We start from the raw sequence: 25924 nt of genomic DNA, 5'->3' as shown, positions 1-25924 counted from the left end.
TCCGTCGCGCGGCGTCATGCGTTTACCGGCCTGCGCCGGCGAGCTGGTTGCCTTCGGGCGTCGGGCGATACGGGCCTTGCGCGAGCTCGACACCTTGCGGATACGAATTCACCTTGCGCAGGTATGCGAGCGTGCCGTCGCGGCGTGCCTGTTCGACTTCCGCATTGACTTCGGCGCGCGTGCGCGGGCCGTTGCTCGGCTGCGTGTACGACGCGCCGGCGTAGTTGGCGGCTTGCGGCGCATTGGTATCGGCGAATGCCGGCGCGGACACGGCGAGTGCGAGTGCGATGGCGGAGAGAAGATGGCGGCGGTTCATGACGTAACTCCTGTGTTGGTCGGAGTTGGCGCAAGAGCGCTCGCTCCGGTCCCGTCGAACGGGATGTTGGATGCGCAACGATGTGCGCGACAGGGTTAACTCTAGGTGTGTGTCCCGGCGCGATAAATGCAGCTGATGCGAATTGAATTGTCGCGATGCTGGAACAATCGCGATCCGTCACGGCCGCACGGCGCTGCCGGAATCGCGCACAGCCGCCTGTGGCGCGGCTCGCGGCGATGAGGCCCGACTTCGCGACGGCGTGTCGGCGCGACGCGGCGATTGCCGCGCGCGATGCAAAGGTGTGATGCGGATTCCGGAAAGACGCGATGTGCGCGCCGCTGCGACGTCTGCAGGAGCACGACGCATCCGCGGAAGGAGAACGTGCTGGAAGGCCGACCGATCGAGGTATGAAGAAAGCGCGGAGACGCGCGAGCGCGCGGCCCGCGCGCCGCTCGTCAGACTAAGCGGCTACGCGACCCACTCGTTGATGACCGGCGTGTCGAGCGCCGGCGCGCGCTCGGCTTCCTCGAACGTGCGCTTGCTGCACGTCGCGTCGAGGCTGCCCTTGCCGCTCAACAGCGGGCAGCGGTCGAACACTTCGGCGATCCAGTCGACGAACACGCGCACCTTCGGCGACAGGTGGCGGCTGTGCGGATACACGACCGAGATCGGCATCGGCAGCGGCTTCAGGCCCGGCAGAACTTCCTTGAGCCGGCCGTCGCGCAGGTGCGGCAGCACCATGAACAGCGGCGGCTGGATCAGCCCGAAGCCTTCGAGCCCGCAGGTCACGTACGCGTCGGCATCGTTCACCGACACGATCGCGTTCATCTTCACTTCGACTTCCTTGCCGTCGGTCAGGAACGTCCAGTCGATCGTGCGGCCGGTGCGGCTCGAAAAGTAATTGACCGCCTTGTGCTCGGCGAGATCTTCGATGCTGCGCGGCTCGCCGTACTTGTCGAGATACGCGGGCGCGGCGACCGACACGCATTCGAACAGGCCGACCCGCCGTGCGACGAGCGACGAATCCTGCAGCGCGCCGACGCGGATCACGCAGTCGACGCCTTCCTGCAGCAGGTCGACCGGACGATCCGACAAGCCGAGCTGCAGATCGATGTCCGGATAGCGCGTGTGGAATTCGCACAGCGACGGAATCACCAGCAGCCGCCCGATCGAGCCCGGCATGTCGATGCGCAACTTGCCGTGCGGCTTGCGGTTGTTGTTCTGGAAGCTTGCTTCGGTTTCCTCGACATCGGCGAGGATCCGCACGCAACGTTCGTAGTACGCGGCGCCGTCGGGCGTGAGCGACAGACGGCGCGTGGTCCGGTGCATCAGCCGCACGCCGAGGAACGCTTCGAGATTCTGGATGATCGTCGTGACGGACGCCCGCGGCAGGCTCAGCGTTTCTGCTGCCTTGGTGAAGCTGCTTGTATCGACGACGCGAGTAAACACCTGCATGGCCTGAAGCCGGTCCATCACAACCTCCACGATCTAATGAGCCTCAGGAACAAAGAGGCTGCGTCACTTTATAGGCGACGCAGCCTGGGATTGTTCGGGGGCGTTGAATTGTGTTGCCGGATTATAGGCATTTATCCCAATGTCTGCCGGACCCAGAATTCGTTCCATCTCGAAATGGATGCCGCATCGTCATGGACGCTTCTGAATTCAGCAAATTCCTGAAAGCCGCATTGCCCGTCGAAGCCAGAGCCGGCGCGGCACTGACGGTCGCGGACGTGGAAATTCCCGGCTACGCGCAGGACATCGCGTTGCGTCTGTATCGGCGTGCCGACAAAACCGGATTGCCGGTAGTGCTTTACTTTCACGGCGGCGGTTTCGTGCGCGGCACGCTCGACGACGCCGATTTCGCCGCGCGCTTTTTAGCAGAACGCTTACCGGCTCTCGTAGTGTCGGTCGATTATTCGCTCGCGCCGGCCTTTCCGTTTCCGGCCGCGCCGGAGGATGCGTATCGCGCGGCCGTCTGGGCCGCGACGCGCGCCCGCGCGTTCGGCGGCAATCCGAAGAAGATCGGCGTCGCGGGGCACGATGCGGGCGGCCAGCTCGCGAACTGTCTCGCGTTCATCGCGCGCGATCGCGGCGAGGTGCCGATCGCCGCGCAGGCGCTGTTCGGGCCGATGCTCGATCCGAGCATGACCCGCATCGGCGACGCCGACCGCTTGTCGTCCGACATCACCGCCCGCGAATGCGCGGCCTGCTATCGCGCGTACCTGCCGCAGGCCGCGCAGCGCATGCACCCGTATGCGGCGCCGCTCGAATCGGTGCGCCTCGCGGGGCTGCCGCCGACGCTGATCGTCACCGCGCAGAACGACGTGCTGCACGTCGAGGCGGAGAAATATGCGGGCTGCCTGATTTCGTCGGGCGTGCTCACGCAGGTGATCCGCTACCCGGACGTCACGCACGCCGCGCTCGCGACCCATGCGGCCGCGCTGGAGGAGGCCGTGCGCTTCTTCCAGTGCCGCTTCCAGGCCCGTCAGCCGAATCGTTCCGAATAACCACACCAATCCTCGCTTACCGGAGATCCACATGGCCATCCTACGCACCACCCGCTCCCGAATCGCCACCGCGGCGATCGCGACGCTCGCCGTCGTCGGTCTCGGCACGTTCGGCGCGATGCGCGTGAACGCGAACGCGCCCGACAAGGCCGCAGCGCCGCTGCCCGAAGTGGACGTCGCGACCGTCGTGCCGCAAACCGTCACCGATTGGCAAAGCTACTCGGGCCGCCTCGAGGCGGTCGAGAAGGTCGACGTGCGTCCGCAGGTGTCGGGCACCATCGTCGCGGTGAACTTCAAGGACGGCGCGCTCGTGAAGAAGGGCGACGTGCTGTTCGTGATCGACCCGCGCCCGTACCAGGCCGAGACCGATCGCGCCGCCGCGCAGCTCGCGGCCGCGCAGGCGCGCAACGGCTACGCGCAGAGCGACTGGCAGCGCGCGCAGCGGCTGATCGGCGACAACGCGATCGCGAAGCGCGACTACGACGAGAAGCAGAACGCGGCGCGCGAGGCGAGCGCGAACCTGAAGGCGGCCGAAGCCGCGCTCGAAACGGCGCGCATCAACCTCGGCTATACGCGCATCACCGCGCCCGTGTCGGGCCGCGTGTCGCGCGCCGAGATCACCGTGGGCAACGTCGTGTCGGCGGGCGCCGCGGCGACGCCGCTGACGACGCTCGTATCGGTGTCGCCGATCTACGCGTCGTTCGACGCGGACGAACAGACCTACCTGCAATACATCAACGGCGCGCGCGACGGCCGCAAGGTGCCGGTCGAGCTCGGCCTCGCGAACGAAACCGGCTATTCGCGCAGCGGCGTGATCGACTCGGTCGACAACCGGCTCGACACGTCGTCCGGCACGATCCGCGTGCGCGCGCGCTTCGACAACGCTGACGGCACGCTGGTGCCGGGCCTCTACGCGCGCGTGAAGGTCGGCGGCAGCGCGCCGCACCCGGCATTGCTCGTCGACGATGCGGCGATCAACACCGACCAGGACAAGAAGTTCGTGTTCGTCGTCGACCAGCAGGGCCGCGTGTCGTACCGCGAAGTGCAGCAGGGCATGCAGCACGGCAACCGGCGCGTGATCGTGAGCGGGCTTGCCGCCGGCGATCGCGTGATCGTGAACGGCACGCAGCGCGTGCGGCCGGGCGAGCAGGTCAAGCCGCACATGGTGCCGATGACGGGCGGCGACGATCCGTCCGCGCCGCTCGCGGACGCCGCGAAGCCGGCCGCACCGGCGAAGGCGGAATCGTAAGCGGCACGCCGCTTCGATTTCCGCGTTCAACCAGACAGAGCCACCCATGAACATTTCCAAATTCTTTATCGACCGGCCGATCTTCGCAGGCGTGCTATCGGTGATCATCCTGCTCGGCGGGGTGATCGCGATGTTCCTGCTGCCGATCTCCGAGTATCCGGAAGTCGTGCCGCCGTCGGTGATCGTGAAGGCGCAGTATCCGGGCGCCAACCCGAAGGTGATCGCCGAGACGGTCGCATCGCCGCTCGAGGAGCAGATCAACGGCGTCGAGGACATGCTGTACATGCAGTCGCAGGCGAACAGCGACGGCAACATGACGATCACCGTCACGTTCAAGCTCGGCACCGATCCCGACAAGGCCACGCAGCTCGTGCAGAACCGCGTGAACCAGGCGCTGCCGCGCCTGCCGGAGGACGTGCAGCGGCTCGGCATCACCACGGTGAAGAGCTCGCCGACGCTGACGATGGTGGTCCACCTGATCTCGCCGGACAACCGCTACGACATGACCTACCTGCGCAACTACGCGCTGATCAACGTGAAGGATCGCCTGTCGCGGATCCAGGGCGTCGGTCAGGTGCAGCTGTGGGGTTCGGGCGACTATGCGATGCGCGTGTGGCTCGATCCGCAGAAGGTCGCGCAGCGCGGGCTGTCGGCCGAGGACGTCGTGCAGGCGATCCGCGAGCAGAACGTGCAGGTCGCGGCCGGCGTGATCGGCGCGTCGCCGTCGCTGCCGGGCACGCCGCTGCAGCTGTCGGTGAACGCGCGCGGCCGTCTGCAGACCGAAGACGAGTTCGGCGACATCGTCGTGAAGACGACGCCCGACGGCGGCGTCACGCATCTGCGCGACATCGCGCGGATCGGGCTGGATGCGTCCGAGTACGGGCTGCGCTCGCTGCTCGACAACAAGCCGGCCGTCGCGATGGCGATCAACCAGTCGCCGGGTGCGAACTCGCTGCAGATCTCCGACGAAGTGCGCAAGACGATGGCCGAGCTGAAGCAGGACATGCCGGCCGGCGTCGACTACAAGATCGTCTACGACCCGACGCAGTTCGTGCGTTCGTCGATCAAGGCCGTCGTGCACACGCTGCTCGAGGCGATCGCGCTGGTCGTGATCGTCGTGATCGTGTTCCTGCAGACCTGGCGCGCGTCGATCATTCCGCTGATCGCGGTGCCGGTGTCGATCGTCGGCACGTTCTCGCTGCTGCTCGCATTCGGGTATTCGATCAACGCGCTGTCGCTGTTCGGGATGGTGCTCGCGATCGGGATCGTGGTCGACGATGCGATCGTCGTGGTCGAGAACGTCGAGCGCAACATCGAAAGCGGGATGAACGCGCGGCAGGCGACCTACAAGGCGATGCAGGAGGTCAGCGGGCCGATCATCGCGATCGCGCTGACGCTCGTCGCCGTGTTCGTGCCGCTCGCGTTCATGTCGGGCCTGACCGGCCAGTTCTACAAGCAGTTCGCGATGACCATCGCGATCTCGACGGTGATCTCGGCGTTCAACTCGCTGACGCTGTCGCCGGCGCTGTCCGCGATTCTGCTCAAGGGCCACGGCGACAAGGAAGACTGGCTCACGCGCGTGATGAACCGCGCGCTCGGCGGCTTCTTCCGCGGCTTCAACAAGGTGTTCCATCGCGGCGCCGAGAACTACGGCCGCGGCGTGCGCGGCGTGCTGTCGCGCAAGACGCTGATGCTCGGCGTGTATCTCGTGCTGGTGGGCGCGACCGTGCTCGTGTCGCGGATCGTGCCGGGCGGCTTCGTGCCCGCGCAGGACAAGGAATACCTGATCGCGTTCGCGCAGTTGCCGAACGGCGCGTCGCTCGACCGCACCGAGAAAGTGATCCGCGACATGGGCTCGATCGCGCTGAAGCAGCCGGGCGTCGAGAGCGCGGTCGCGTTCCCGGGGCTGTCGGTGAACGGCTTCACCAATAGCTCGAGCGCGGGCATCGTGTTCGTCACGCTGAAGCCGTTCTCCGAACGGCACGGCAAGGCGCTGTCGGCCGGCGCGATCGCTGGTGCGCTGAACCAGAAGTACGGCGCGATCAAGGACTCGTTCGTCGCGGTGTTCCCGCCGCCGCCGGTGCTCGGCCTCGGCACGCTCGGCGGGTTCAAGATGCAGATCGAGGATCGCGGCGCGGTGGGCTACGCGAAGCTGTCGGATGCGACCAACGACTTCATCAAGCGCGCGCAGCAGGCGCCTGAACTCGGCCCGTTGTTCACGAGCTATCAGATCAACGTGCCGCAGCTCAACGTCGATCTGGACCGTGTGAAGGCGAAGCAGCTCGGCGTGCCGGTGACCGACGTGTTCAACACGATGCAGGTGTATCTCGGTTCGCTGTACGTGAACGACTTCAACCGCTTCGGACGCGTGTACCAGGTGCGCGTGCAGGCCGATGCGCCGTTCCGGCAGCGCGCGGACGACATCCTGCAGCTGAAGACGCGCAACGATCGCGGCGAGATGGTGCCGTTGTCGTCGCTCGTCACGGTGACGCCGACGTTCGGCCCGGAAATGGTCGTGCGCTACAACGGCTACACGGCGGCCGACATCAACGGCGGCCCGGCGCCGGGCTTCTCGTCGGGGCAGGCGCAGGCCGCGATCGAGCGCATCGCGCATGAAACGCTGCCGCGCGGCGTGCGGTTCGAGTGGACCGACCTCACGTACCAGCAGATTCTGGCGGGCGATTCGGCGATGTACGTGTTCCCGATCAGCGTGCTGCTCGTGTTCCTCGTGCTGGCCGCGCTGTACGAGAGCCTGACGCTGCCGCTCGCGGTGATCCTGATCGTGCCGATGAGCATTCTGTCGGCGCTCACGGGCGTGTGGCTCACGCAGGGCGACAACAACATCTTCACGCAGATCGGGTTGATGGTGCTGGTCGGGTTGTCGGCGAAGAACGCGATCCTGATCGTCGAATTCGCGCGCGAGCTCGAGCATGACGGACGTACGCCGCTCGAGGCCGCGATCGAGGCGAGCCGGCTGCGGCTGCGCCCGATCCTGATGACGTCGATCGCATTCATCATGGGGGTGGTGCCGCTCGTCACGTCGACCGGCGCCGGTTCGGAAATGCGTCATGCGATGGGTGTCGCGGTGTTCTTCGGGATGCTCGGCGTGACGCTGTTCGGGCTGATGCTGACGCCGGTGTTCTACGTCGTGCTGCGCACGCTGGCGGGCGGCAAGATTCACGTGGCCGGCAAGGACTCGGCCGGCTACGGCGGGCCGGCCCACGGCGTACCGGCTTCGGATGCTTGAGGACAACAAGATGGACAACATGCACAACACGAACGGCCTGGTGCGCGTCGCGAAGCTGGCGGCCGCGAGCACTCTGCTCGCGACGCTGCTCGCCGCGTGCGCGGTAGGACCCGACTACAAGCGCCCGGACGTGGCGACGCCCGCGGCGTTCAAGGAAGCGCCGACGCTCGCCGCCGGCGAGCAGGCCGGCACGTGGAAGACCGCCGAGCCGGCCGACGCCGAGCATCGCGGCGAATGGTGGAAGGTGTTCGGCGATCCGGTGCTCGACGCGCTGGAGTCGCAGGCGCTCGCCGCGAACCAGAACCTGAAGGCCGCGGCCGCGCGCGTCGAGGAAGCGCGTGCGGCGACCCGCACCGCGCGCTCGCAGTGGTTCCCGCAGGTCGGCGTCGGGTTTGGGCCGACGCGCGAGGGGGCGTCGTCGGCGTCGCAGTTCCAGCCGCAGGGCACGGGGCCGACCAACGCGACGCTGTGGCGTGCTCAGGGCACGGTGTCGTACGAGGCCGACCTGTTCGGCCGCGTGAGCCGCAACGTCGAGGCGTCGCGTGCCGACCAGGCGCAGAGCGAGGCGCTGTTCCGTTCGGTGCAGCTCGCGCTGCAGGCGGACGTCGCGCAGAACTACTTCGAGCTGCGCCAGCTCGATTCGGACCAGGATCTGTACCGTCGCACGGTCGAGCTGCGCGAAGAGGCGCTGAAGCTCGTGCAGCGCCGCTTCAACGAAGGCGACATCAGCGAGCTGGACGTGTCGCGTGCGAAGAACGAGCTGGCGAGCGCGCAGGCCGATGCGGTCGGCGTCGCGCGGCGGCGCGCGGCGTCCGAGCATGCGCTCGCGATCCTGCTCGGCAAGGCGCCCGCGGACTTCGCGTTCAAGGAAACGCCGATCGTGCCGGTCGCGGTGAAGATCCCTGCGGGGCTGCCGTCGGCGCTGCTCGAACGCCGCCCGGATGTGGCGGCGGCCGAGCGCGCGATGGCTGCCGCGAACGCGCGGATCGGCCTTGCGAAGTCGGCGTATTTCCCGAAGCTCGATATCACGGGCGCGTTCGGGTATGAGGCGTCGACGCTCGGCGATCTGTTCCTGTGGTCGAGCCGCACGTTCCTGCTCGGGCCGTTCGCCGGCACCGCGCTGACGCTGCCGCTGTTCGACGGCGGACGGCGTGCGGCCGGCGTGCAGCAGGCGCGCGCGCAGTACGACGAGCAGGTCGCGAACTACCGGCAGCAGGTGCTCGTCGCGTTCCGCGAGGTCGAGGACAATCTCGCCGATCTGCGGTTGCTCGACGATCAGATTCGGGCTCAGGATGCCGCGGTCAATGCGTCGCGCCGTTCGGCGACGCTGTCGCGTACGCAGTATCAGGAAGGGGAAGTGGCGTACCTCGACGTGATCGATAGCGAGCGGTCGGTGCTGCAGTCGCAATTGCAGGCGAATCAGTTGACTGGGGCGCAGGCGGTTTCGACCGTCAATCTCATTCGTGCGCTTGGCGGCGGGTGGGGACCGGCGCCGACGGCGGTCGGCGATGCGGCGACCGGCAAGGCGGAGGTGGCGGCGCGGTGAAGGGGAGTGGCGGGTGGGGTTCGCTCGCCAGTCTTGAAGTGAAGAAACCCGGTACGCAGGCTTAGGGCTGTGTGCCGGTTTTTTTTGTGGTTCGACGACGGATTGGCGGGGCGTCGCTCGCGATCGGCCATGTCGCTGGCTCGAAAAGCTGAATGGGCGGCTCGCGAGCAAGTCGGCCCGTAATGGCGTAACTATGCGGCCACTGCATTGACTGGAGCGTTCGGATAGCTGAACTGTTGCAGTTCTGGTAACGCTCGCTTCTACCCTTGCGATTCTAGATTTCTGCTTGTTTGTGTTTTAAATCAAAAAATAGTCTATTGAACTATTGAGTTGATTTGCGCTGCTATAACTGTCAGCTTTCGAAGCGGATGGGTGTGTCCTATGTTTGAAGCGCATCGGGATCGCGTTAAGTCGCCGTGATGCGCTATCAACTTTATTTTGGAGACCGATATGTCTGCGCGAAGCACTGTCGTGAAGTTGCAAAACAATTCGGGGAACACGTTATTCCTGGATCCCGCGTCGATCAACCTGCTGCACGGGGAATGGGTGACATATCCTCCGGAGAAAATCCCGGATGGCCAAACTGGCCAATGGGAAAGCGATTCGGACGGTTTTATGACGGGAACGGAAGGTCAGCTTCAATATCAATTTGCAGACGGCGGCGGTATCGAGAACGTCAGGCTTTACTGGGACAACCCCTATGTCGGAAATAACGGATACTCGATCACCGTTAGTGCCGCGGGTTATAAGGTTGGTTATGACGGTGGCTCCGGGGATAACGCAACCGTCAACTTCTACATCAAGAAGGGCTGACGCCGTGTGAGGCGCTCGCGCCCGTCTCGATGGGGCGCGAGTGCTCGACGGACGTATTGAGGGCTTGGCCGGATCTCGCGCCCTTGGCGATCGGTCGGTTCCAGCCGCGCGCCTGATACCCGGCGCTGTCATTCGAACGGCTGCTGCTTCGCAACGGGAGCGTGTCAGCCATCGTTCGTTGGAAACCCGCGTCCGCGGGAACGCTACTGGAAAATTCGATCGCCGCCTGGCAGGCGGCAGCGAAGCCGTTGAGTCATGCGGTTCAGCGATGCCGCCAACTGCTGGTGCCATGACGACGACTTTGCTGCTGACGTTTTCACGCATGGCCTTCATTCCACGTCGCAACTAACGGTCAGTCCTGCCCGCCGACTTCCAATGGCGCAGTGGCGTCCCGCCACGCGCACCGGCAGTGCATGAAGGTCAGCGGTCACGCAGCGAAGGCGACGCCTGCCGCTACGGACGCACCCGCGCAGAACCATCCGCGCCCCTACTCAATCACCGCCGCGCCTCATCCCCGCGTGAAACATCTTCCCCATCAGCCTCGTTCGCATCCCATCCGCTAACCAAACGTCCGCGCAAGATCACACGCGCGCGTTGACGCGTGTGGCGGTCAGGGAAGGACCAGGAGCGTGATTGGATTGGATTTCGCGGCGGCCGTGCGGCCGTGCTTGCGGCGTCGGCGCGCGCCGCGCATAAAGGCTGCCGCCGACAACGCAAAGGGATCCGAAGCGATCGCATGCGGACATGCACATCGTTCGCCTCGGCAACAGCGCGTTCAACGGGCGGCACACACACCGCCCACCCACCTTACGCCGTGACGAACTCGTGCACGTACCGATTGAACACCGCCGGGCTCGCCGCATTCATCCCGTGCGATGCGCCGGCGACGGTCTGCCGTTGCGCAGCGCCGATCCACTGCGACAGCGTATCGACGTTGTGGCGGAACATCTTCGGGCTGCGTTGTCCGTCGATCAGCAGCGTGCGGCATGCGATATCCGACGCCGTGTGTTGCGAATAGGCGGGCAACGGGTCCTGCAGCTGCTTCGGCAGCGTGCTCGCGTTGTCGATCGCCATCATGCGGAAGCGCGACGTGCTCTTGTTCCACGCACCCGGCATGCTGACCGAGTCGACGAACATCTCGAGGCCGGCTTCCACGTTGCCTGCGCCGATCAGCTTCACGGCTTGCGTGCGCAGCGCGATCGCGGCGGCCGGCAATGCGGCTTCGCGCACGCCCGGCTGTTGCAGCGGGCCGCCGGGATCGGCGAGCGTCAGCGTGTCGACGAGCTGCGGATGCTGGCGCGCGACGTTGAACGCGACGCTGCCGCCGCGTGAATGGCCGACCAGATGAACGGGGCCGAGATCGAGCGCGTCGATGAATTCGGCCAGCTCGTCGACGTGGTTCTGCCAGCTGAACTCGTCCTGGATGCCCGCTTCGACGGCCGGCCAGTAGTGGCTCAGGCTCGGCGCGATGCAGCGGTAGTGCACCGACAGCGACGCGAGTTGCGGCTCCCAGTAGCGGTAGTCGCACAACGATCCGTGCACGAACACCATCGGCGCGCCGCTGCCCCGCTCGACATACGGCAGGCTGATGCCCGACGAAAGCGTCGCAAATTGCAGGTCCGGGTTGGCGAGCACCGAAGGCTCGATTCGCATGTTCATGACTGAAAACTCAATGGGTGCGTCATCACGCCGCAACTATGCCTCACCGCGACCTGCAAGAAAAACGCATTATTTTCATCGTCACGATCAATTTTATTGATGACAACGCCGAAAACCCTTGTCGCAGCGTGGTACGCACTTCAGCCTTCAATCGTCTGACGGTTTGATTCCGCGCTGAAAGCCAGCGTGTGCGGCCGCGCGGGCGCGCATCGGACGCGACCGCGTGCTGCGCAAAATGAAGGTCGCGCGACGTCGTTCGCGCGTTATCGCGCCGCGGGCGCGGCCAAGGTCCGAAGCTCGCCAGGTAGATCGTTGTCCGCAGCGAATGGCATCGCGAAGTCGAATGCATCGGCGCACATGACGCGCAACGCGTCCGCGACGAACAGGCATTTGACGCGGCCGTCGACCACCGGCATCGCGAGCCACTCGGACCAGTCGCGCGTGACACCGCGCGTCAGATCGCCGCCGATCCGGCCGCGATCCATGCCCGCATACGCGGCCTCATTCCCCGCCGTCGGCGGCCGCATCGCCGCGCGCGGGAATCCGCAGGTTGCGCAGCTTGTGATAGAGCGTCTTCTTCGGCATCCCGAGCGCAACGCTCGCGTCCGCGACGTTGCCGTTGTGACGCCGCAGCATGTCTTCGATCAGCATCCGCTCGAAATACGCCATCTGTTCGGCGAGCGTGCTGCCGGCCGTCGGCGCGCCGCCGGACGACAGCAGGCTGTCGCCGGTCAGCCCGAGCACGAAGCGATCGGCGACGTTCTGCAGCTCGCGCACGTTGCCGGGCCACGCGTGCGTCATCAGTTCGGACACCTGCGCGGCGCTGACGACGGGCGCCGGCTGCCCGAAACGCCGCGCGGCCGCGAGCACGAAATGCTCGAACAGCAGCGGCACGTCCTCGCGCCGCTCGCGCAGCGGCGGCAGCTCGATCTGCGCGACGTTGAGCCGGTACAGCAGGTCCGCACGGAAGCGCCCGTCGGCAGCGAGCTCGGTCAGGTCGGCCTTCGACGCCGCGACGACGCGGCAGTCGACCGCAATCAGCTCGTTCGCGCCGAGCCGCTCGACCACGCGCTCCTGCAGCACGCGCAGCATCTTGATCTGCAGCGGGATCGGCATCGTCTCGATCTCGTCGAGGAACAGCGTGCCGCCGTGCGCCCACTCGATCTTGCCGATGCGCTTCTTGATCGCGCCGGTGAACGCGCCGGCCTCATGGCCGAACAGCTCGCTCTCGAACACCTGCTCGGGCAGACCGCCGCAGTTCAGCGCGACGAAATGCGCGTCGCGCCGTCCGCCGAAGTCGTGCAGGCTGCGTGCGATCAGTTCCTTGCCGGTGCCCGTCTCGCCGGTGATCAGCACCGACACCGACGTGTCGGCGAGCCGCAGGATCTTCTTGCGCACGTCGGCCATCGCCGGCGACTTGCCGAGCACGTACGCGTCGATCCCGTGCCAGTTGTCGAGCGCGGCGCGCAGCCCCTGCACCTCGAGCGTGAGCCGGCGCTTCTCGACGGCCCGCGCGACGCGCCCGGCGATCAGGTCCGACGAGAACGGCTTTTCGATGAAGTCGTACGCGCCGTCGTGCATCGCGCCGACGGCCGTCGAAATGTCGGCGTGACCGCTGATCAGCACGACCGGAATCTGCGCGTCGACGGCCATCACGCGCTCGAGCAACTGCAGCCCGTCGATGCCGGGCATCCGCACGTCCGACACGATGACGACCGGTGCGCCGGGCGCGACGTGCGCGAGCGCGTCAGCGGCCGATGCGAACGCGTCGACCGGGAAGCCGGCGAGCGCGACGGCCTGCTCGACGCCGATGCGCACGTTCTCGTCGTCCTCGACGACGAGCACGCGGATCTCATGTTCCATGCTCTGTCCTTTGTGGCGGCGTCGCCGCCGCGAATTCGATGATGAACTGCGCGCCGCCTTCGTCGCGGTTCGCCGCGGCGATCCGCGCGCCGAACGCGTCGACGATGCGCGACGTGATCGCCAGGCCGAGCCCGAGCCCCTGGCCGCGCGGCTTGGTCGTGACGAACGGCTCGAACAGGTGCGGCAGCACGTCGGGCGCGATGCCGGCGCCGCTGTCGGCCACGGTCAAGCGCACGCGGCCGGCGTCGTCCGGCCCGCTCGCTTCGATGACGATGCGCCGCACCGGCGCGTCGCGCACGGCGTCGAGCGCATTGCCGAGCAGGTTCACGATCACCTGCTGCAACTGGCTCGATTCGGCGGACACCGTCGTGCCCGGCGCGATGTTCACGTCGAGCTGCACGCCTTCGTCGCGGATCCGCGCTTCGTAGATCAGCCGCGCATGCGCGATGGCTTCGTTCAGCGATACGGCGACGCGCTCGACGTCGGGCTTGCGCGCGAAGGTCTTGAGCTCGCCGGTGAGCACGGCCATGCCGTCGACCAGCTTGCCGATCCGTTCGAGGTTCGCGAGCGCCGGTGCCGGCTGGCCGCGCTCGAAGAACGTGCGCGCGTTGTCGCACAGCGTGCGGATCGCGACGAGCGGCTGGTTCAGCTCGTGCGTGAGGCCGGCCGCCATCTGCCCGAGCACCGCGAGCTTGCCCGCGTGCACGACTTCCTGTTGCGAATCGCGCAGCCGCTGCTCGGTGCGCTCGCGCTCGACGATCTCGCGCTGCATGCGCTCGTTCGCGGCCGTCAGCGCGGCCGTGCGCTGCGCGACGGTCAGCTCGAGCCGGTCGTTCGCGCGGCGCAGCGCGTCCTGCGCGTTCAGCCGCGCGACGATGGCGCGGCGCCGCTGGATCGCGTAGCCGGCCAGCAGCGCCGCGATCAGGAACGCGCCGGTGACGAACACGAACGCCGTCTGCTGCTGGCGGCGCGCGCCCGCGATATCGAGCAGCACCATCAACGAATCGCCGGCCTGCGGCGCGGGGCGCGACATCACGAGATAACGCGTGGTGCGGCCGGCGCGGCGCGGATCGGGAAAGGTGCCGAACCACGCGGCCGAGCTGCGGTCGCCGATACGGCGGTACGGCAGCGCGTCGACGGTGCGGCCCGCGTACTGGCGCGACGCCTGGATGTCGCGCTGCTGCTGCGCGGTGATCGGGCGCAGCGCGGCGAATTTCCATGCGGGCTCGGTCGAGATCACGACCACGCCGTTGCCGTCCACCACCATCGCGGCGACGCCCGGCGCGCGCCACGCGGATTCCAGCGGGTCGACGCTGATCTTCACCGCCGCCACGCCGATCGGCACGCCGTCGTCGCGCACCGCGCTGGCGAAGTAGACGCCCGGCACGCCGGTATTGGTGCCGATCCCGAAGAAGCGGCCGCTGCCGCGCGCGAGCGCGTCCTTGAAGTACGGCCGGTACGACACGTTCGTGCCGACGAAGCTGATCGTCTCGTTCCAGTTGCTCGCGGCGATCACCTCGCCGCGCAGGTCGATCACGTCGACGGCGCCGCTGCCCGCGTCGCGGTTCACGGCTTCGAGATAGGTGTTCACCGCATGCACGAGCGTGGGCGCGTCGTGCGGCGCGGCCTTCAGCAGCGCGCGCACGCCGTCCTGGCGCGCGACCAGCGCGGGCAGGATCTCGAAGCGGCCGAGTTCGCTCTTCAGGCTCGATGCATAGAGGTCGAGCCGGTGCGCGCCGGTTTCCTCCAGCGCGTCGATCGCGCGTTCCCACGCGAAATCGACGGCCGCGCCCGCCACGCCGACATACAGCGCGGCGGCCGACACCCAGCCCCACCACGGGATACCTTTGAAGCTCTTCTGCACGTTCGCCCTCATCGATGCCGCGCTACCGGCCGTCCGTTAGCGGTCCTCCGCTACCGGCTCTTTGCTGCCGGCTCCCCGCCAGGCCGCTTCCAAACGACGCCTCGAAACGACACTTCCAAACGACGCGCGCCGCACACCGGCAAAGCCGGCGGCGGCGCGTGCGAAGCGGCCGGCGCGCTCGCGCGCGCAGCGCTGCGTTATCCGAAGTGTGCGACCAGGATCAGCGTCACGGTCACGACGATCGCGCCGCCGATGCGCGTCGCGATCTGCGCGAACGGCATCAACTGCATGCGGTTCGCGGCGGTCAGGATCGCGACGTCGCCGGTGCCGCCCTGGCCGCTGTGGCAGGCGTTCACGATTGCGGTGTCGATAGGGTACATCTTCAGCAGGCGGCCGACCACGAAACCGGTGCCCATCAGCGTCGCGACGGTCGACACGATCGTGATCACGTTGACCACCGTGAACGCGGCGGTCAGCTTGTCCCACGGCGTCATCGCGACGCCGATCGCGAACAGCAGCGGATAGGTGACGGCCGTCGAGAAGAACTTGTAGACGACGAACGCGCCTTCCTGCAGCGGCGGCGACACCGCGCGCGCGAGCTTCACGAGCACCGCGAGGAACAGCATCGCAACCGGCGCGGGCAGCCCGAACAGCTTGTGCGCCATCAGGCCGACGAGGTACAGCGTGATCGCGGTGATGCCGGCGCCCGCGATGTGCGTGACGTCGACGTGGCCGCGGATCTCCTCGTTCTCGGGCGTCATGTCGCCGCTTTCGCCGACCTGCAGGCGGCCGTTGCCGGTCAGGTGCGGCAGCCGCTTGCCGAGCATGTCGAGCGCGCCCGACAGGATGATCGCGGTCAGGCTGCCGAGCATCACCGACGGCAGCACCATCGCGAACATCTCGCCCTGCGGCAGGTGCATCAGTTCCGAATAGCCGATCGACAGCGGAATCGCGCCCTCGCCGACGCCGCCCGCCATGATCGGTACGACGATGTACAGCAGCGTGTGGCGTGCGCCGAGGCCGAGCGCGGTGCCGACCGCCGTGCCGACGATCGCGGCCGCGATCGAGCCGGCCGCGAGCGGCACGAAGATCTTCACGAAGCCCTGGATCAGCACGCGCCGGTCCATGCTCAGGATGCTGCCGACGATGATCGACGCGATGAACAGGTACAGGAAGTTGGTGGATTTCGTGAATTCGACGGTGAGATTCAACACCGGCTTCGGCAGCACGTGGTAGTAGGTGAGCGCCGACGGCACGAAGGTCGCGAAGATCGCGGCCGCGCCGATGTTGCGCAACAGCGGCAGCCGCTTGCCGAGCTCGGCGCATGTGAAGCCGAAGAACGCCAGCACGGCGATCGCCATCGAGATTTCGCCGGGCACCTTGCCGGTCACCACGAACCCGACGATCAGCGCGAACAGGATCACGTAGATCGGCAGCGGGATGATGCCGATGCGGATTTCCATCAGCTTCCACCAGCCGTGCGGCCAGAAGCGCTCGCGCGTGGCGGGGCTGGCGTGGGCAACCGGCTCGGGATGCGATGGGGTATGGATAGAGGTCTGCAAGACGTGTCTCCTGATGTTGGAATGCCTGCATGGCTTCGCGGCATCGTGTGCCGTCTGTAACGCAACCGTCGTGCCAGAAATTCGGCCTGCCCGATTTTTCGCAAGCCGTTGATTCCAAAGGATTCGTTTCGTCAGCTGAAATCTCGGCCGCGCTCGCGTGGCCGAGATTTCGGAATTCGCGCCGCGCGCAGGCCGAGATTTCAGCCGGCGGCGTGCGCTCGTGCGTGCGGCCCCGCGCTTGCGGACCGCGATCGCGCCATATCGCCACGCGCGATTTTCTTCGCACAATCGCTTCGTAGACCGCCCATCCGCCGCTCTCTATCATCGGCTGATCCTTTTCCGATGTGACGACCACCTCCGGAGAACGCCCGCGCGTTCGCCGCGGCGTCGCTCATCCGTCGCTACCGTCTTTGCCCAGGAGAGTGGTTTCCATGCTGCATGCCGTTTTTTCCGCCCGCTTTTCCCCCGGCCGCGCGGCTCGCGTGCTGGCCGCAGCGCTGCTCGGCGTCGTGCTGCTCAACGGCGCGCGCGCCGACACAGCGCCGCTGAAGGTGGGCCTCTCCACGAGCCCGCAGATCGAAGCGCTGAAGATCGCCGCGAAGGAGGCGAAGGCGCAGGGCCTCGACGTGAAGATCGTCGAGTTCACCGACTGGAATACGCCGAACGCGGCGCTCGCGAACAAGGACATCGACGTCAACTACTTCCAGCACATCCCGTTTCTCGAGAACGCGAAGAAGCAGGCCGGCTACGACTTCGTCGCGATCGCGCCGGGCACGATCATGAAGATCGGCCTCTATTCGAAGAAGGTGAAGCGCTTCGACGAACTGAAGGACGGCGCGCGCGTCGCGATCGCCAACGACCCGGTCAACGGCGGGCGCGGCCTGTTGCTGCTGCAGCGCGCGGGGCTCATCACGCTGAAGCCCGGCGTCGACTACCGCGCGACCACGCGCGACATCGTATCGAACCCGAAGCATCTGAAGATCATCCCGCTCGAGGCGTCGCAGCTCGCGCGCTCGCTCGACGACGTCGACCTCGCGCAGGGCTACCCGAGCTTCATCAAGCTCGCCGGCACGGCCGACCCGAACGGCGCGCTGCTGTTCGACGGCACCGAGAACAAGAGCTTCGCGCTCCAGTGGGTCGTGCGGCCCGACAGCGTGAACGACCCGCGCATCCGCAAGTTCATCGCGATCTATCAGCACTCGCCGGCCGTGCGCCGCGCGCTCGACAACGCATTCGGCTCGCTGTACGCGATCGCCTGGTGACGGAGACGACATGACGACCGCCAACCGCAAGAAGATCCTGCTCAACGCGTTCAACATGAACTGCGTCGGGCACATCAACCACGGGCTGTGGACCCATCCGCGCGACCGCTCCGCGCATTACACCGATCTCGACTACTGGACCGATCTCGCGCAGACGCTCGAGCGCGGCAAGTTCGACGGGATCTTTCTGGCGGACATCGTCGGCGTCTACGACGTGTACGGCGGCGGCCCCGACGCGGCGCTGCGCGAATCGGTGCAGGTGCCGGTGAACGATCCGCTGCTGCTCGTGCCCGCGATGGCGCAGGTCACGCGCCATCTCGGCTTCGGCGTGACCGCGAACCTGACCTACGAGCCGCCTTATCTGTTCGCACGCCGGATGTCGACGCTCGATCACCTGACGAAGGGCCGCGTCGGCTGGAACATCGTGACCGGCTATCTCGACAGCGCCGCGCGCGGCATGGGCCTCGCGCAGCAGATCGGCCACGACGATCGCTACGAGCGCGCGGACGATTACATGGAGGTCGTCTACAAGCTGTGGGAGCAGAGCTGGGACGACGATGCGGTGATCCGCGATGCGCACGCGCGCGTGTTCGCGCGGCCCGACAAGGTGCGGCGCGTGAAGCACGATGGGCCGTTCTATTCGGTCGATGCGATCCATCTGAGCGAGCCGTCGCTGCAGCGCACGCCGGTGCTGTATCAGGCCGGTTCGTCGGCGCGCGGCGTCGAGTTCGCCGCGCGCCACGCCGAATGCGTGTTCGTGAACGGCCAGAGCAAGGCGGCTGCGCGCGCGGCCGTGCTCGATATTCGCGCGGCCGCCGCACGCCAGGGCCGCGACCCGGCGTCGATCCGGATTTTCGCCGGCGTGAGCGTCGTGACCGCCGAGACCGAGCGGCTCGCGCGCGAGAAGTTCGACGAGTACCGGCGCTATGCGAGCGCGGAAGCGGGCCTCGCGCATTTCGCCAGCTCGACCGGCATCGACTTCGCGAAGTACGGCCTCGACGAGCCGATCTCGTATGTGAAGACCGATTCGATCCAGTCGGCCGTCGACGCGATCTCGCGCAAGAGCACGAGCGGCACGTGGACCGTGCGGCGCATGCTCGAGCAGATGTCGCTCGGCGGACGCTACGCGCCGATCGTCGGAGCGCCGTCGCAGGTCGCGGACGAGTTGCAGGCGTGGATCGACGAGACGGGCATCGACGGCTTCAACCTGACGCGCACCGTGATGCCCGAATCGTTCGTGGATTTCGTCGACTGGGTCGTGCCCGAGTTGCAGAACCGCGGCGTCTACAAGGAAGACTACGATCCCGCGCCGACGCTGCGCGAGAAGCTGTTCGGCGCCGGCGCGCGGCTGCCCGCCTGGCACACCGGTGCGCGGCACCGGCCGGCCGCCGCGGTGGCGGCGGCGGAAGCCGCGCATGCATGAACGTGACGGAGCGAAGCGATGACGCAATGGTTCGATCCGCCGGGATTCATCGACGCGACGGCGGCGCGCGCGAGCGCAAACGCGCATGCAGCGGCCGCCGACGAAGCGGGCGCAATCGCCGCGGCCGTCTCGTTCGACCGCGTCGGCAAGGTGTTCGCGACGCCGCGCGGCCACGCCGCCGCGCTGCGCGACGTGACGCTCGACGTGCGACGCGGCGAGGTGTTCGGCATCATCGGCCGCAGCGGCGCCGGCAAGTCGACGCTGCTGCGGCTCGTGAACGGCCTCGAACGCGCGAGCTCGGGCAGCGTGCGCGTGCACGGCGTCGAGGTCGGCACGCTCGACGACGACGGGCTCGTCGCGCTGCGCCGCCGCACCGGCATGGTGTTTCAGCATTTCAACCTGCTGTCCGCGAAAACCGTGTTCGAGAACGTCGCGCTGCCGCTGAAGATCGCCGGTGTGCCGAAGGCTGAGCGCGTGCGCAAGGTCGATGCGCTGCTCGAACTCGTCGGGCTCGCCGCGAAGCGCGACGCGTATCCGGCGAGCCTGTCGGGCGGCCAGAAGCAGCGCGTCGGAATCGCACGGGCGCTGGTGCACGATCCGGAGGTGCTGCTGTGCGACGAGGCGACGTCGGCGCTCGATCCCGAAACGACGCAGTCGATCCTCGCGCTGCTCGCCGACATCAATCGCCGTCTCGGCCTGACGATCGTGCTGATCACGCACGAGATGGAGGTGATCCGAGCGGTGTGCGACACGGTCGCGGTGATCGAGCAGGGTGAGGTGGTCGAAACGGGCGCGGTGTGGCGCGTGTTCGGCAAGCCGCGCCATGGCGCGACGCGCGCGCTGCTCAGCACGCTCGTGCACGACCTGCCGGCCGAACTCGCCGCGCGCGTGCAGCCGTTGCCCGAGCACGCGGCGTTGCCCGACGGCGCGCAGATCGTGCTCGACATCCGCTATACGGGCGAGAGCGCCGGCGAGCCGGATCTCGGCGCGCTCGCGGCCGCGCTCGGCGGCGCCGTGCGCTTTCTGCACGGCGGGATCGAGCGGATCCAGGGACATGCACAGGGGCGCCTCGTGATCGCGGCGCAGCCGCGCGCGGCCGAACCCGGCGAGCCGCCTGCCGGCCCGCGCACGGTCGCCGCGTTGCTCGAACGCGCGCGCCGGCACGCGAACCACGCGGAGGTGCTCGGCTATGTTTGAGCTGTGGTGGCCCGAACTGCTCGACGCGATCCGCGACACGCTGTCGATGGTCGCCGCGTCGGCCGCGATCGCGGCGCTGGCCGGCATTCCGCTCGCGGTGGTGCTGGTGACGACCGCGCCCGGCGGCATCTACGAACGGCGCGCCGCTAACGCGGTGCTCGGCGCGCTCGTCAACGTGTTCCGCTCGACGCCGTTCATCATCCTGCTCGTCGCGCTGTTGCCGTTCACGCGCGTGCTGATCGGCACGACGATCGGCGTGTGGGCGGCCGTCGTGCCGCTGTCGATCGCAGCGATTCCGTTCTTCGCGCGGATCGCCGAAGTGAGCCTGCGCGAAGTCGATCGCGGGCTGATCGAGGCCGCGCTCGCGATGGGCGCGAAACGCCGCCACATCGTGTGGCACGTGCTGCTGCCGGAGGCGCTGCCCGGCATGCTCGGCGGCTTCACGATCACCGTCGTTGCGCTGATCGGCTCGACCGCGATGGCGGGCGCCGTCGGCGCGGGCGGGCTCGGCGACCTCGCGATCCGCTACGGCTATCAGCGCTTCGACACGACGGTCATGGTGACCGTGATCGCGATCCTGATCGCACTCGTTTCGGCCGTGCAATTCACGGGCGACCGCCTGGTGCGGCGCGTGGCCCGGCGTACCTGAGCGGCGCCGCGCGCGTCCGCTCGTTTCATTGAAGACCCTGAGAGAACGATACCCATGAACTTACCCATCGGCGCACCGCGCGACTGGAACGGACAATTCGAGGAAGCGCTGTTTCTCGACGTGGCGCGACGCCATCGTCCGGGCTTCCCCGACAAGCTGGCGACGCCGCCGCGCGAGCCGCACGGCGACGACGAACTGGCTGCCGTGGCCGACTACTACACGAAGATGGCGTCGCACGACCTGTTCATCGTGCAGGTCGTCGCGAAGGCGATCGACACGCTGTTTCGCGACGATCCGCATTTCCAGCTGATCCTGTCGCGCCAGCTCGGCGACGACGGCGCGCACGCGGTGATCGGCCGCGAGCGCGTGACCGAGCTGACCGGCCGCGATCCGCTGGCCGAGGTTGCGCGGCTCGTCGATGCGCACTGGGCGCGCATCGGCGACATCGCGGTGCGCGACGTCGCGGGCTTCCTCGCGTTCGAATGGCATTACGAGCTGCACATCCTCGCGAAGCTGTGGATTCAGCGCAAGACCGGCCGCATCGCCGACGGCGCGATGCGCGAGCATGGCGAGAACCGCATCCGGCCCGACGAGGAGTGGCATCGCGTGCAGATCGTGCAGTGGTGGTTCGACAAGCTGGCGGCGCTGCCGGCTGCCGAGCGCGAGGCGCTGATCGACCGCGTGATCGCAGCCGACGAGGAAACGCAGGCGCGCCTCGACGGCTATCTGCACGACGAGTACGCGCATACCGCGCACGTGTTCGGCGCGGATATCGCCGAGTACCGCGCGATCTACGACGACTGGCGGCGCGAAATCCTGGCGCGGCTGACCGGGCGCCGGCTCGATGCGCTCACGCCGCTGTCACGCGACGTCGTTGCGCGCGAAACCATCGTTGCGGAAGCCGTTGCATGAACGATCCGCGTGGCCCGGCGACGTTCGCGCCGGATACCGACGAGCGCGCCCACGCCGACGCGGCGCTCGACCGCGCGCTCGATGCGCTGCGCGAGACGGCCGTCGCGCGCGACCGCACCGGCGGTCATGCGGCCGATGCGAAGCAGCGGCTTGCCGACGCGGGCGTGCTGACGCTCGCGGTGCCGCGCGAATTCGGCGGGCAGGAGGCCGAATGGCCGGCCGTCTACGACACGATCCGGCGGATCGCGCGCGTCGACAGCGCGCTCGCGCATCTGGTCGGGTTCCAGGCGCTGCAGGTGGTGAGCGTCGACGTGTGGGGCAATGCGGCACAGCGCGAGCGCTATCTGCGCGGCACGGTCGAGCATCGCTGGTGGTGGGGCAATGCCGTCAATCCGCTCGACACGCGGCTCGCTGCAACCGCGTTGCCGGACGGCGGCTACCGGCTCGACGGCGTGAAGGGCTTCTGTTCGGGCACGCGCGGCTCGCAGCGGATGACGGTGTCCGCGCACGATCCGGCCACCGGCCGCCCGGTGTTCGGCGTGGTGCCGACTGCGCGCGACGGAATCGCCGTCAACGACGACTGGGACCCGATCGGCCAGCGGCAGACGGATAGCGGCAGCGTGCAGTTCGACGGCGTGCGGCTCGCGCCGGACGAGGTGCTGCATCGCTCCGAAACGCCGCCGACGCCGCACGCGACGCTGCGCACGCTGGTGTCGCAACTGGTGCTGACGAACCTGTTCGTCGGCCTCGCGCAAGGTGCGCTCGCGGAGGCGCGCGATTACGTGCTGACGCACGGCCGGCCGTGGATACATGCGGGCGTCGCGCAGGCGGGCGACGATCCTTATACGCTGCAACGCTTCGGCGAGATGCACGTGCAGGCGGTCGCGGCGGCGTCGCTCGCGGATCGCGCGGCTCTCGACCTGCAGCGCGCGTGGACGCTGCGCGACGCGTTGAGCGCGAACCAGCGCGCGGAAGTGGCGATCGCGGTGTCGAACGCGAAGATCGTCGCGCAACGCGCGGCGCTCGCGAACGGCGAGGCGTTGTTCGATGCGTGCGGCGCGCGTGCGACGGCCGCGTCGCTCGGCCTCGACAGATTCTGGCGCAACGCGCGCACGCATACGCTGCACGATCCGCTCGACTACCGGCTGCGCGACGTCGGGAGGTTCGCGCTGACCGGTGAGCTGCCGCAGGCGTCGCTCTATACGTGACGACGGTGGGGGACGCTCGCGTGTGCCGGTTGTCGATGCCGTGGCGGCGAGCCGGGAGGCGATCGCGTGAACGAACATGCGTTACGCGATTCGCGGGCGCCGTGTGTGATCGCTGTCGCGGGCCGTTCCGCACACCAAGTCAGCCGCTCGACGTTCGCGCACGATGCACCGTGTCACATGTCGGGACCGACGCGCCGCGCGACCACAGCCGCGCCGGCCCGCCCGCTCACTGCGCCGCCAGCGTATCGGCCAGTGCGCGCATCGCGTCGGTCGTCTGCGGGTTCGCCGGGAAAAACGCCTCGATCGCAAGCTCCGACAGCGTGACGTCGACCGGCGTGCCGAATACCGTCGTCGTGCTGAAGAACGTCAGCTCGTCGCCGCTTGCCGTGCGCAGCCGCAGCGGGACGGCGATGTCCGCGTAGTCGGTGCGCGGCGGCGCGTCGTCGGGCTGGCCGGCCAGCGCCGGATACGCCGCCAGTTCATCGCGCAGCGTGTGCAGCGTGCGGTCGCCGCTCGCGTCGATCTGCCGTTGCAGCCGATGCAGGATGTGCGCGCGCCATTCGTGCCAGTTGACGATCCGCGCTGCGAGGCCGTCCGGATGCAGGCTGAGCCGCAACACGTTGACGGGCGGCTGCAGCAGCGCGGGATCGGCTTGCTCGACCAGCGCGCCGAGCATCCGGTTCGCGGCGAGCAGCGTCCAGTGGCGATCGACCGCGAGCGCCGGATACGGCTCGTGGCCGCGCAGCACGGCTTCGACGGCATGCCGCGCGGCATCCAGTTGCGGATCGGAAAACGGTCGCTCGCGAAACAGCGGCGCGTAGCCGGCCGCGACGAGCAGCGCATTGCGTTCGCGCAGCGGAACGTCGAGGCGCTCGGCCAGATGCAGCACCATGTCGCGGCTCGGCTGCGCGCGGCCCGATTCGACGAAGCTCAGGTGCCGCGCGGACACCTCGGCTTCCAGCGCGAGCGCCATCTGGCTCAGGCGGCGGCGTTGCCGCCAGGTGCGCAACAACGGGCCGATGCCGGACGCGCGGCCGGCGGACGACGGGAGCGAGTGGAGGGCGGCGGTCGAGTTCATGGGGACGATGATAGGCAATCCCGCGCGCGCCGGGTATTACCTGCGAGGTAAGCGTCGGGGCTACGCGGGCTGCGGCGGGCGCCGGAGCGACGCAACCGGAGCAACCCCCGCCGCCTCACCAGCCCACGATCACCCAGCCCGGCGCCTCGAGCTACCGCTCCTCAAGCATCGCGATGACGCAGCTCCACGCGCTTGATGTCCTTCACGATCACGAGATAGCTGAGCACCGTGACGAGCGCATTGAGCCCGACGAACACGAGCGCGCCGTTGAACGAACCGCTCGCGCCGACCAGATAGCCGATCGCGATCGGCGCGACGATGCCGGCCGTATTGCCGAACATGTTGAACAGGCTGCCGGACAGGCCGATCGCTTCCTTCGGCGCGGTGTCCGCGACGACGGCCCAGCCGAGCGAACCGATGCCCTTGCCGAAGAACGACACGGCCATCAGCGCGATCACCAGCGCTTCGCTGTCGACGTAATTGCAGCCGATGATGACCATCGACAGCAGCATCCCGCCGACGATCGGAATCTTGCGTGCAAGCGTCAGCGATACGCCGCGGCGAATCAGCGTGTCCGACAGCATCCCGCCCAGCACGCCGCCGAGAAAGCCGCAGATCGCCGGCAGCGACGTCATGAAGCCGGCCTTCAGCAGCGACATCCCGCGCGCCTGCACGAGGTAGATCGGAAACCACGTGAGGAAGAAATAGGTGAGCACGTTCACGCAGTACTGACCGAGATAGACGCCGAGCAGCATCCGGTTCGACAGCAGCTGGCGCACGTAGTACCAGCCGGCGACGCGGTTGCCGCCCGACGCCGTGCCGTTGCCGCGCGACGTGGTGCGTACGAGGCCGCCGCCTTGCTCGATGTGCTCGAGTTCCGCGCGGTTCACGGCCGGATGGTCCACCGGATCCTTCATCACGCGCAGCCACAGGCACGCGAGCGCGATGCCGGCGAGGCCGAGCCACAGATACACGTGATGCCAGCCGTACGCGTGCGTGAGCCACGCCATCAGCGGCGAGAACACCACCGCCGCGAAATACTGCGCCGCGTTGAAGATCGCCGACGCTGTGCCGCGCTCCGCGGTCGGGAACCAGCTCGCGACGACCTTCGCGTTGGCGGGGAACGCGGGCGCTTCGGCGATGCCCACCGCGAAGCGCATCGCGAACAGCGCGGCCACCGCGAACGCCGCGCTGCCGCCCAGACCGATCGTGCTTTGCAGCAGCGTGAACGCCGACCACAGGAAGATGCTCGCTGCATAGACGCGCCGCGCGCCGAAGCGGTCGAGCAGCCAGCCGCTCGGCAATTGCGCGAGCACGTACGCCCAGCTGAACGCCGAGAAGATGTAGCCCATCGTCACCGGATCGATGCCGAAGGCCTTGCGGATCGGCGTGCCGGTGATCGACAGCGTCGCGCGGTCGGCGTAGTTGAGCGTCGTGACGACGAACAGCATCGCCAGAATCCAGTAGCGCACGGCGGTGCGGCGCGCGCTGCCGGCGAGGTCGATGGGGAGATCGCGAGAGGAGGTTCGATGGGTCACTTTAAATGTACGTCGTCGTATGACATCGGCG

Annotated in this window: 20 protein-coding genes; 11 read left to right on the top strand and 9 right to left on the bottom strand. The window is 67.7% G+C overall.

Going from position 1 to position 25924, the window contains the following annotated elements:
* Positions 1 to 22: 22 nt before the first annotated feature.
* Together EX20_RS09300 and ceoR are read right to left on the bottom strand one after the other, a co-directional pair.
* The gene (locus EX20_RS09300; RefSeq protein WP_011880932.1) at positions 23 to 316 is read right to left on the bottom strand and encodes a DUF4148 domain-containing protein; all 294 of its coding nucleotides are present in this window, start codon (positions 314 to 316) and stop codon (positions 23 to 25) included.
* A 468-nt stretch (positions 317 to 784) separates the two neighbouring features.
* Positions 785 to 1789: a putative multidrug efflux transcriptional regulator CeoR gene (ceoR, locus tag EX20_RS09295; protein ID WP_011880930.1), complete on the bottom strand. Its 1005-nt coding sequence runs from the start codon at positions 1787 to 1789 to the stop codon at positions 785 to 787.
* 173 nt (positions 1790 to 1962) lie between these two features.
* On the opposite strand from ceoR, the gene EX20_RS09290 reads away from it, so the two are divergent.
* The 5 genes from EX20_RS09290 (at position 1963) to EX20_RS09270 (ending at position 9678) form a co-directional block, all read left to right on the top strand.
* The gene (locus EX20_RS09290; RefSeq protein WP_034193356.1) at positions 1963 to 2823 is read left to right on the top strand and encodes an alpha/beta hydrolase; all 861 of its coding nucleotides are present in this window, start codon (positions 1963 to 1965) and stop codon (positions 2821 to 2823) included.
* A 31-nt stretch (positions 2824 to 2854) separates the two neighbouring features.
* Entirely contained in the window at positions 2855 to 4072 is a 1218-nt protein-coding gene (ceoA, locus tag EX20_RS09285) for a multidrug efflux RND transporter periplasmic adaptor subunit CeoA (protein WP_011880928.1), read from the top strand.
* 46 nt (positions 4073 to 4118) lie between these two features.
* Complete coding sequence (gene ceoB / locus EX20_RS09280; RefSeq protein WP_011880927.1) at positions 4119 to 7319, top strand: multidrug efflux RND transporter permease subunit CeoB; 3201 nt, start codon at positions 4119 to 4121, stop codon at positions 7317 to 7319.
* A gap of 10 nt (positions 7320 to 7329) precedes the next feature.
* Positions 7330 to 8865, top strand: a complete 1536-nt coding sequence (opcM, locus tag EX20_RS09275; protein WP_034193355.1) for a multidrug efflux transporter outer membrane subunit OpcM — start codon at positions 7330 to 7332, stop codon at positions 8863 to 8865.
* A 450-nt stretch (positions 8866 to 9315) separates the two neighbouring features.
* Positions 9316 to 9678, top strand: a complete 363-nt coding sequence (locus tag EX20_RS09270; RefSeq protein ID WP_034193354.1) for an aegerolysin family protein — start codon at positions 9316 to 9318, stop codon at positions 9676 to 9678.
* Between the two features lie 807 nt (positions 9679 to 10485).
* On the opposite strand, the gene EX20_RS09265 is transcribed toward EX20_RS09270, so the two are convergent.
* The 5 genes from EX20_RS09265 to EX20_RS09245 form a co-directional block, all read right to left on the bottom strand.
* The gene (locus tag EX20_RS09265) at positions 10486 to 11337 is read right to left on the bottom strand and encodes an alpha/beta fold hydrolase (RefSeq protein WP_011880923.1); all 852 of its coding nucleotides are present in this window, start codon (positions 11335 to 11337) and stop codon (positions 10486 to 10488) included.
* Between the two features lie 263 nt (positions 11338 to 11600).
* Positions 11601 to 11822, bottom strand: a complete 222-nt coding sequence (locus EX20_RS09260) for a DUF3579 domain-containing protein (RefSeq protein ID WP_011880922.1) — start codon at positions 11820 to 11822, stop codon at positions 11601 to 11603.
* Between the two features lie 16 nt (positions 11823 to 11838).
* Positions 11839 to 13200: a sigma-54-dependent transcriptional regulator gene (locus tag EX20_RS09255; protein ID WP_011880921.1), complete on the bottom strand. Its 1362-nt coding sequence runs from the start codon at positions 13198 to 13200 to the stop codon at positions 11839 to 11841.
* Positions 13190 to 15076, bottom strand: coding sequence for a sensor histidine kinase (locus EX20_RS09250; protein ID WP_034193353.1), 1887 nt, complete (start codon positions 15074 to 15076; stop codon positions 13190 to 13192). The genes EX20_RS09255 and EX20_RS09250 overlap by 11 nt, the downstream gene beginning before the upstream one ends.
* 185 nt (positions 15077 to 15261) lie before the next feature.
* On the bottom strand, positions 15262 to 16626 hold the full coding sequence (locus tag EX20_RS09245; protein WP_034193352.1) for a 2-hydroxycarboxylate transporter family protein: 1365 nt from the start codon (positions 16624 to 16626) through the stop codon (positions 15262 to 15264).
* Between the two features lie 431 nt (positions 16627 to 17057).
* Between EX20_RS09245 and EX20_RS09240 the strand changes: the two genes are divergently transcribed.
* The 6 genes from EX20_RS09240 to EX20_RS09215 are packed head-to-tail and all read left to right on the top strand — an operon-like array spanning position 17058 to position 23277.
* Positions 17058 to 17888 (top strand): MetQ/NlpA family ABC transporter substrate-binding protein, encoded by an 831-nt coding sequence (locus tag EX20_RS09240; protein ID WP_034193351.1) that lies wholly within the window; start codon positions 17058 to 17060, stop codon positions 17886 to 17888.
* 10 nt (positions 17889 to 17898) lie between these two features.
* Entirely contained in the window at positions 17899 to 19311 is a 1413-nt protein-coding gene (locus EX20_RS09235; RefSeq protein WP_014724080.1) for an LLM class flavin-dependent oxidoreductase, read from the top strand.
* An 18-nt stretch (positions 19312 to 19329) separates the two neighbouring features.
* Positions 19330 to 20508 (top strand): methionine ABC transporter ATP-binding protein, encoded by a 1179-nt coding sequence (locus tag EX20_RS09230; protein WP_034193350.1) that lies wholly within the window; start codon positions 19330 to 19332, stop codon positions 20506 to 20508.
* Positions 20501 to 21157: a methionine ABC transporter permease gene (locus EX20_RS09225; RefSeq protein ID WP_011880915.1), complete on the top strand. Its 657-nt coding sequence runs from the start codon at positions 20501 to 20503 to the stop codon at positions 21155 to 21157. The genes EX20_RS09230 and EX20_RS09225 overlap by 8 nt, the downstream gene beginning before the upstream one ends.
* Before the next feature lie 54 nt (positions 21158 to 21211).
* Positions 21212 to 22069 (top strand): hypothetical protein, encoded by an 858-nt coding sequence (locus EX20_RS09220; protein ID WP_011880914.1) that lies wholly within the window; start codon positions 21212 to 21214, stop codon positions 22067 to 22069.
* Positions 22066 to 23277, top strand: a complete 1212-nt coding sequence (locus tag EX20_RS09215) for an acyl-CoA dehydrogenase family protein (RefSeq protein ID WP_011880913.1) — start codon at positions 22066 to 22068, stop codon at positions 23275 to 23277. Before EX20_RS09220 ends, EX20_RS09215 begins: the two co-directional genes overlap by 4 nt.
* A 226-nt stretch (positions 23278 to 23503) precedes the next feature.
* On the opposite strand, the gene EX20_RS09210 is transcribed toward EX20_RS09215, so the two are convergent.
* The gene (locus tag EX20_RS09210) at positions 23504 to 24355 is read right to left on the bottom strand and encodes a helix-turn-helix domain-containing protein (RefSeq protein ID WP_034193349.1); all 852 of its coding nucleotides are present in this window, start codon (positions 24353 to 24355) and stop codon (positions 23504 to 23506) included.
* A gap of 161 nt (positions 24356 to 24516) precedes the next feature.
* A complete protein-coding gene (locus EX20_RS09205; RefSeq protein ID WP_011880911.1) occupies positions 24517 to 25893 on the bottom strand; it encodes an MFS transporter in 1377 nt (458 codons plus the stop codon).
* Positions 25894 to 25924: the final 31 nt, after the last annotated feature.

This window comes from Burkholderia sp. WP42 (assembly GCF_000745665.1).
Taxonomy (GTDB): domain Bacteria; phylum Pseudomonadota; class Gammaproteobacteria; order Burkholderiales; family Burkholderiaceae; genus Burkholderia; species Burkholderia vietnamiensis.
Note: the sequence above shows the minus strand (reverse complement) of the source record. Positions and strands in the feature narration are given on the sequence as shown.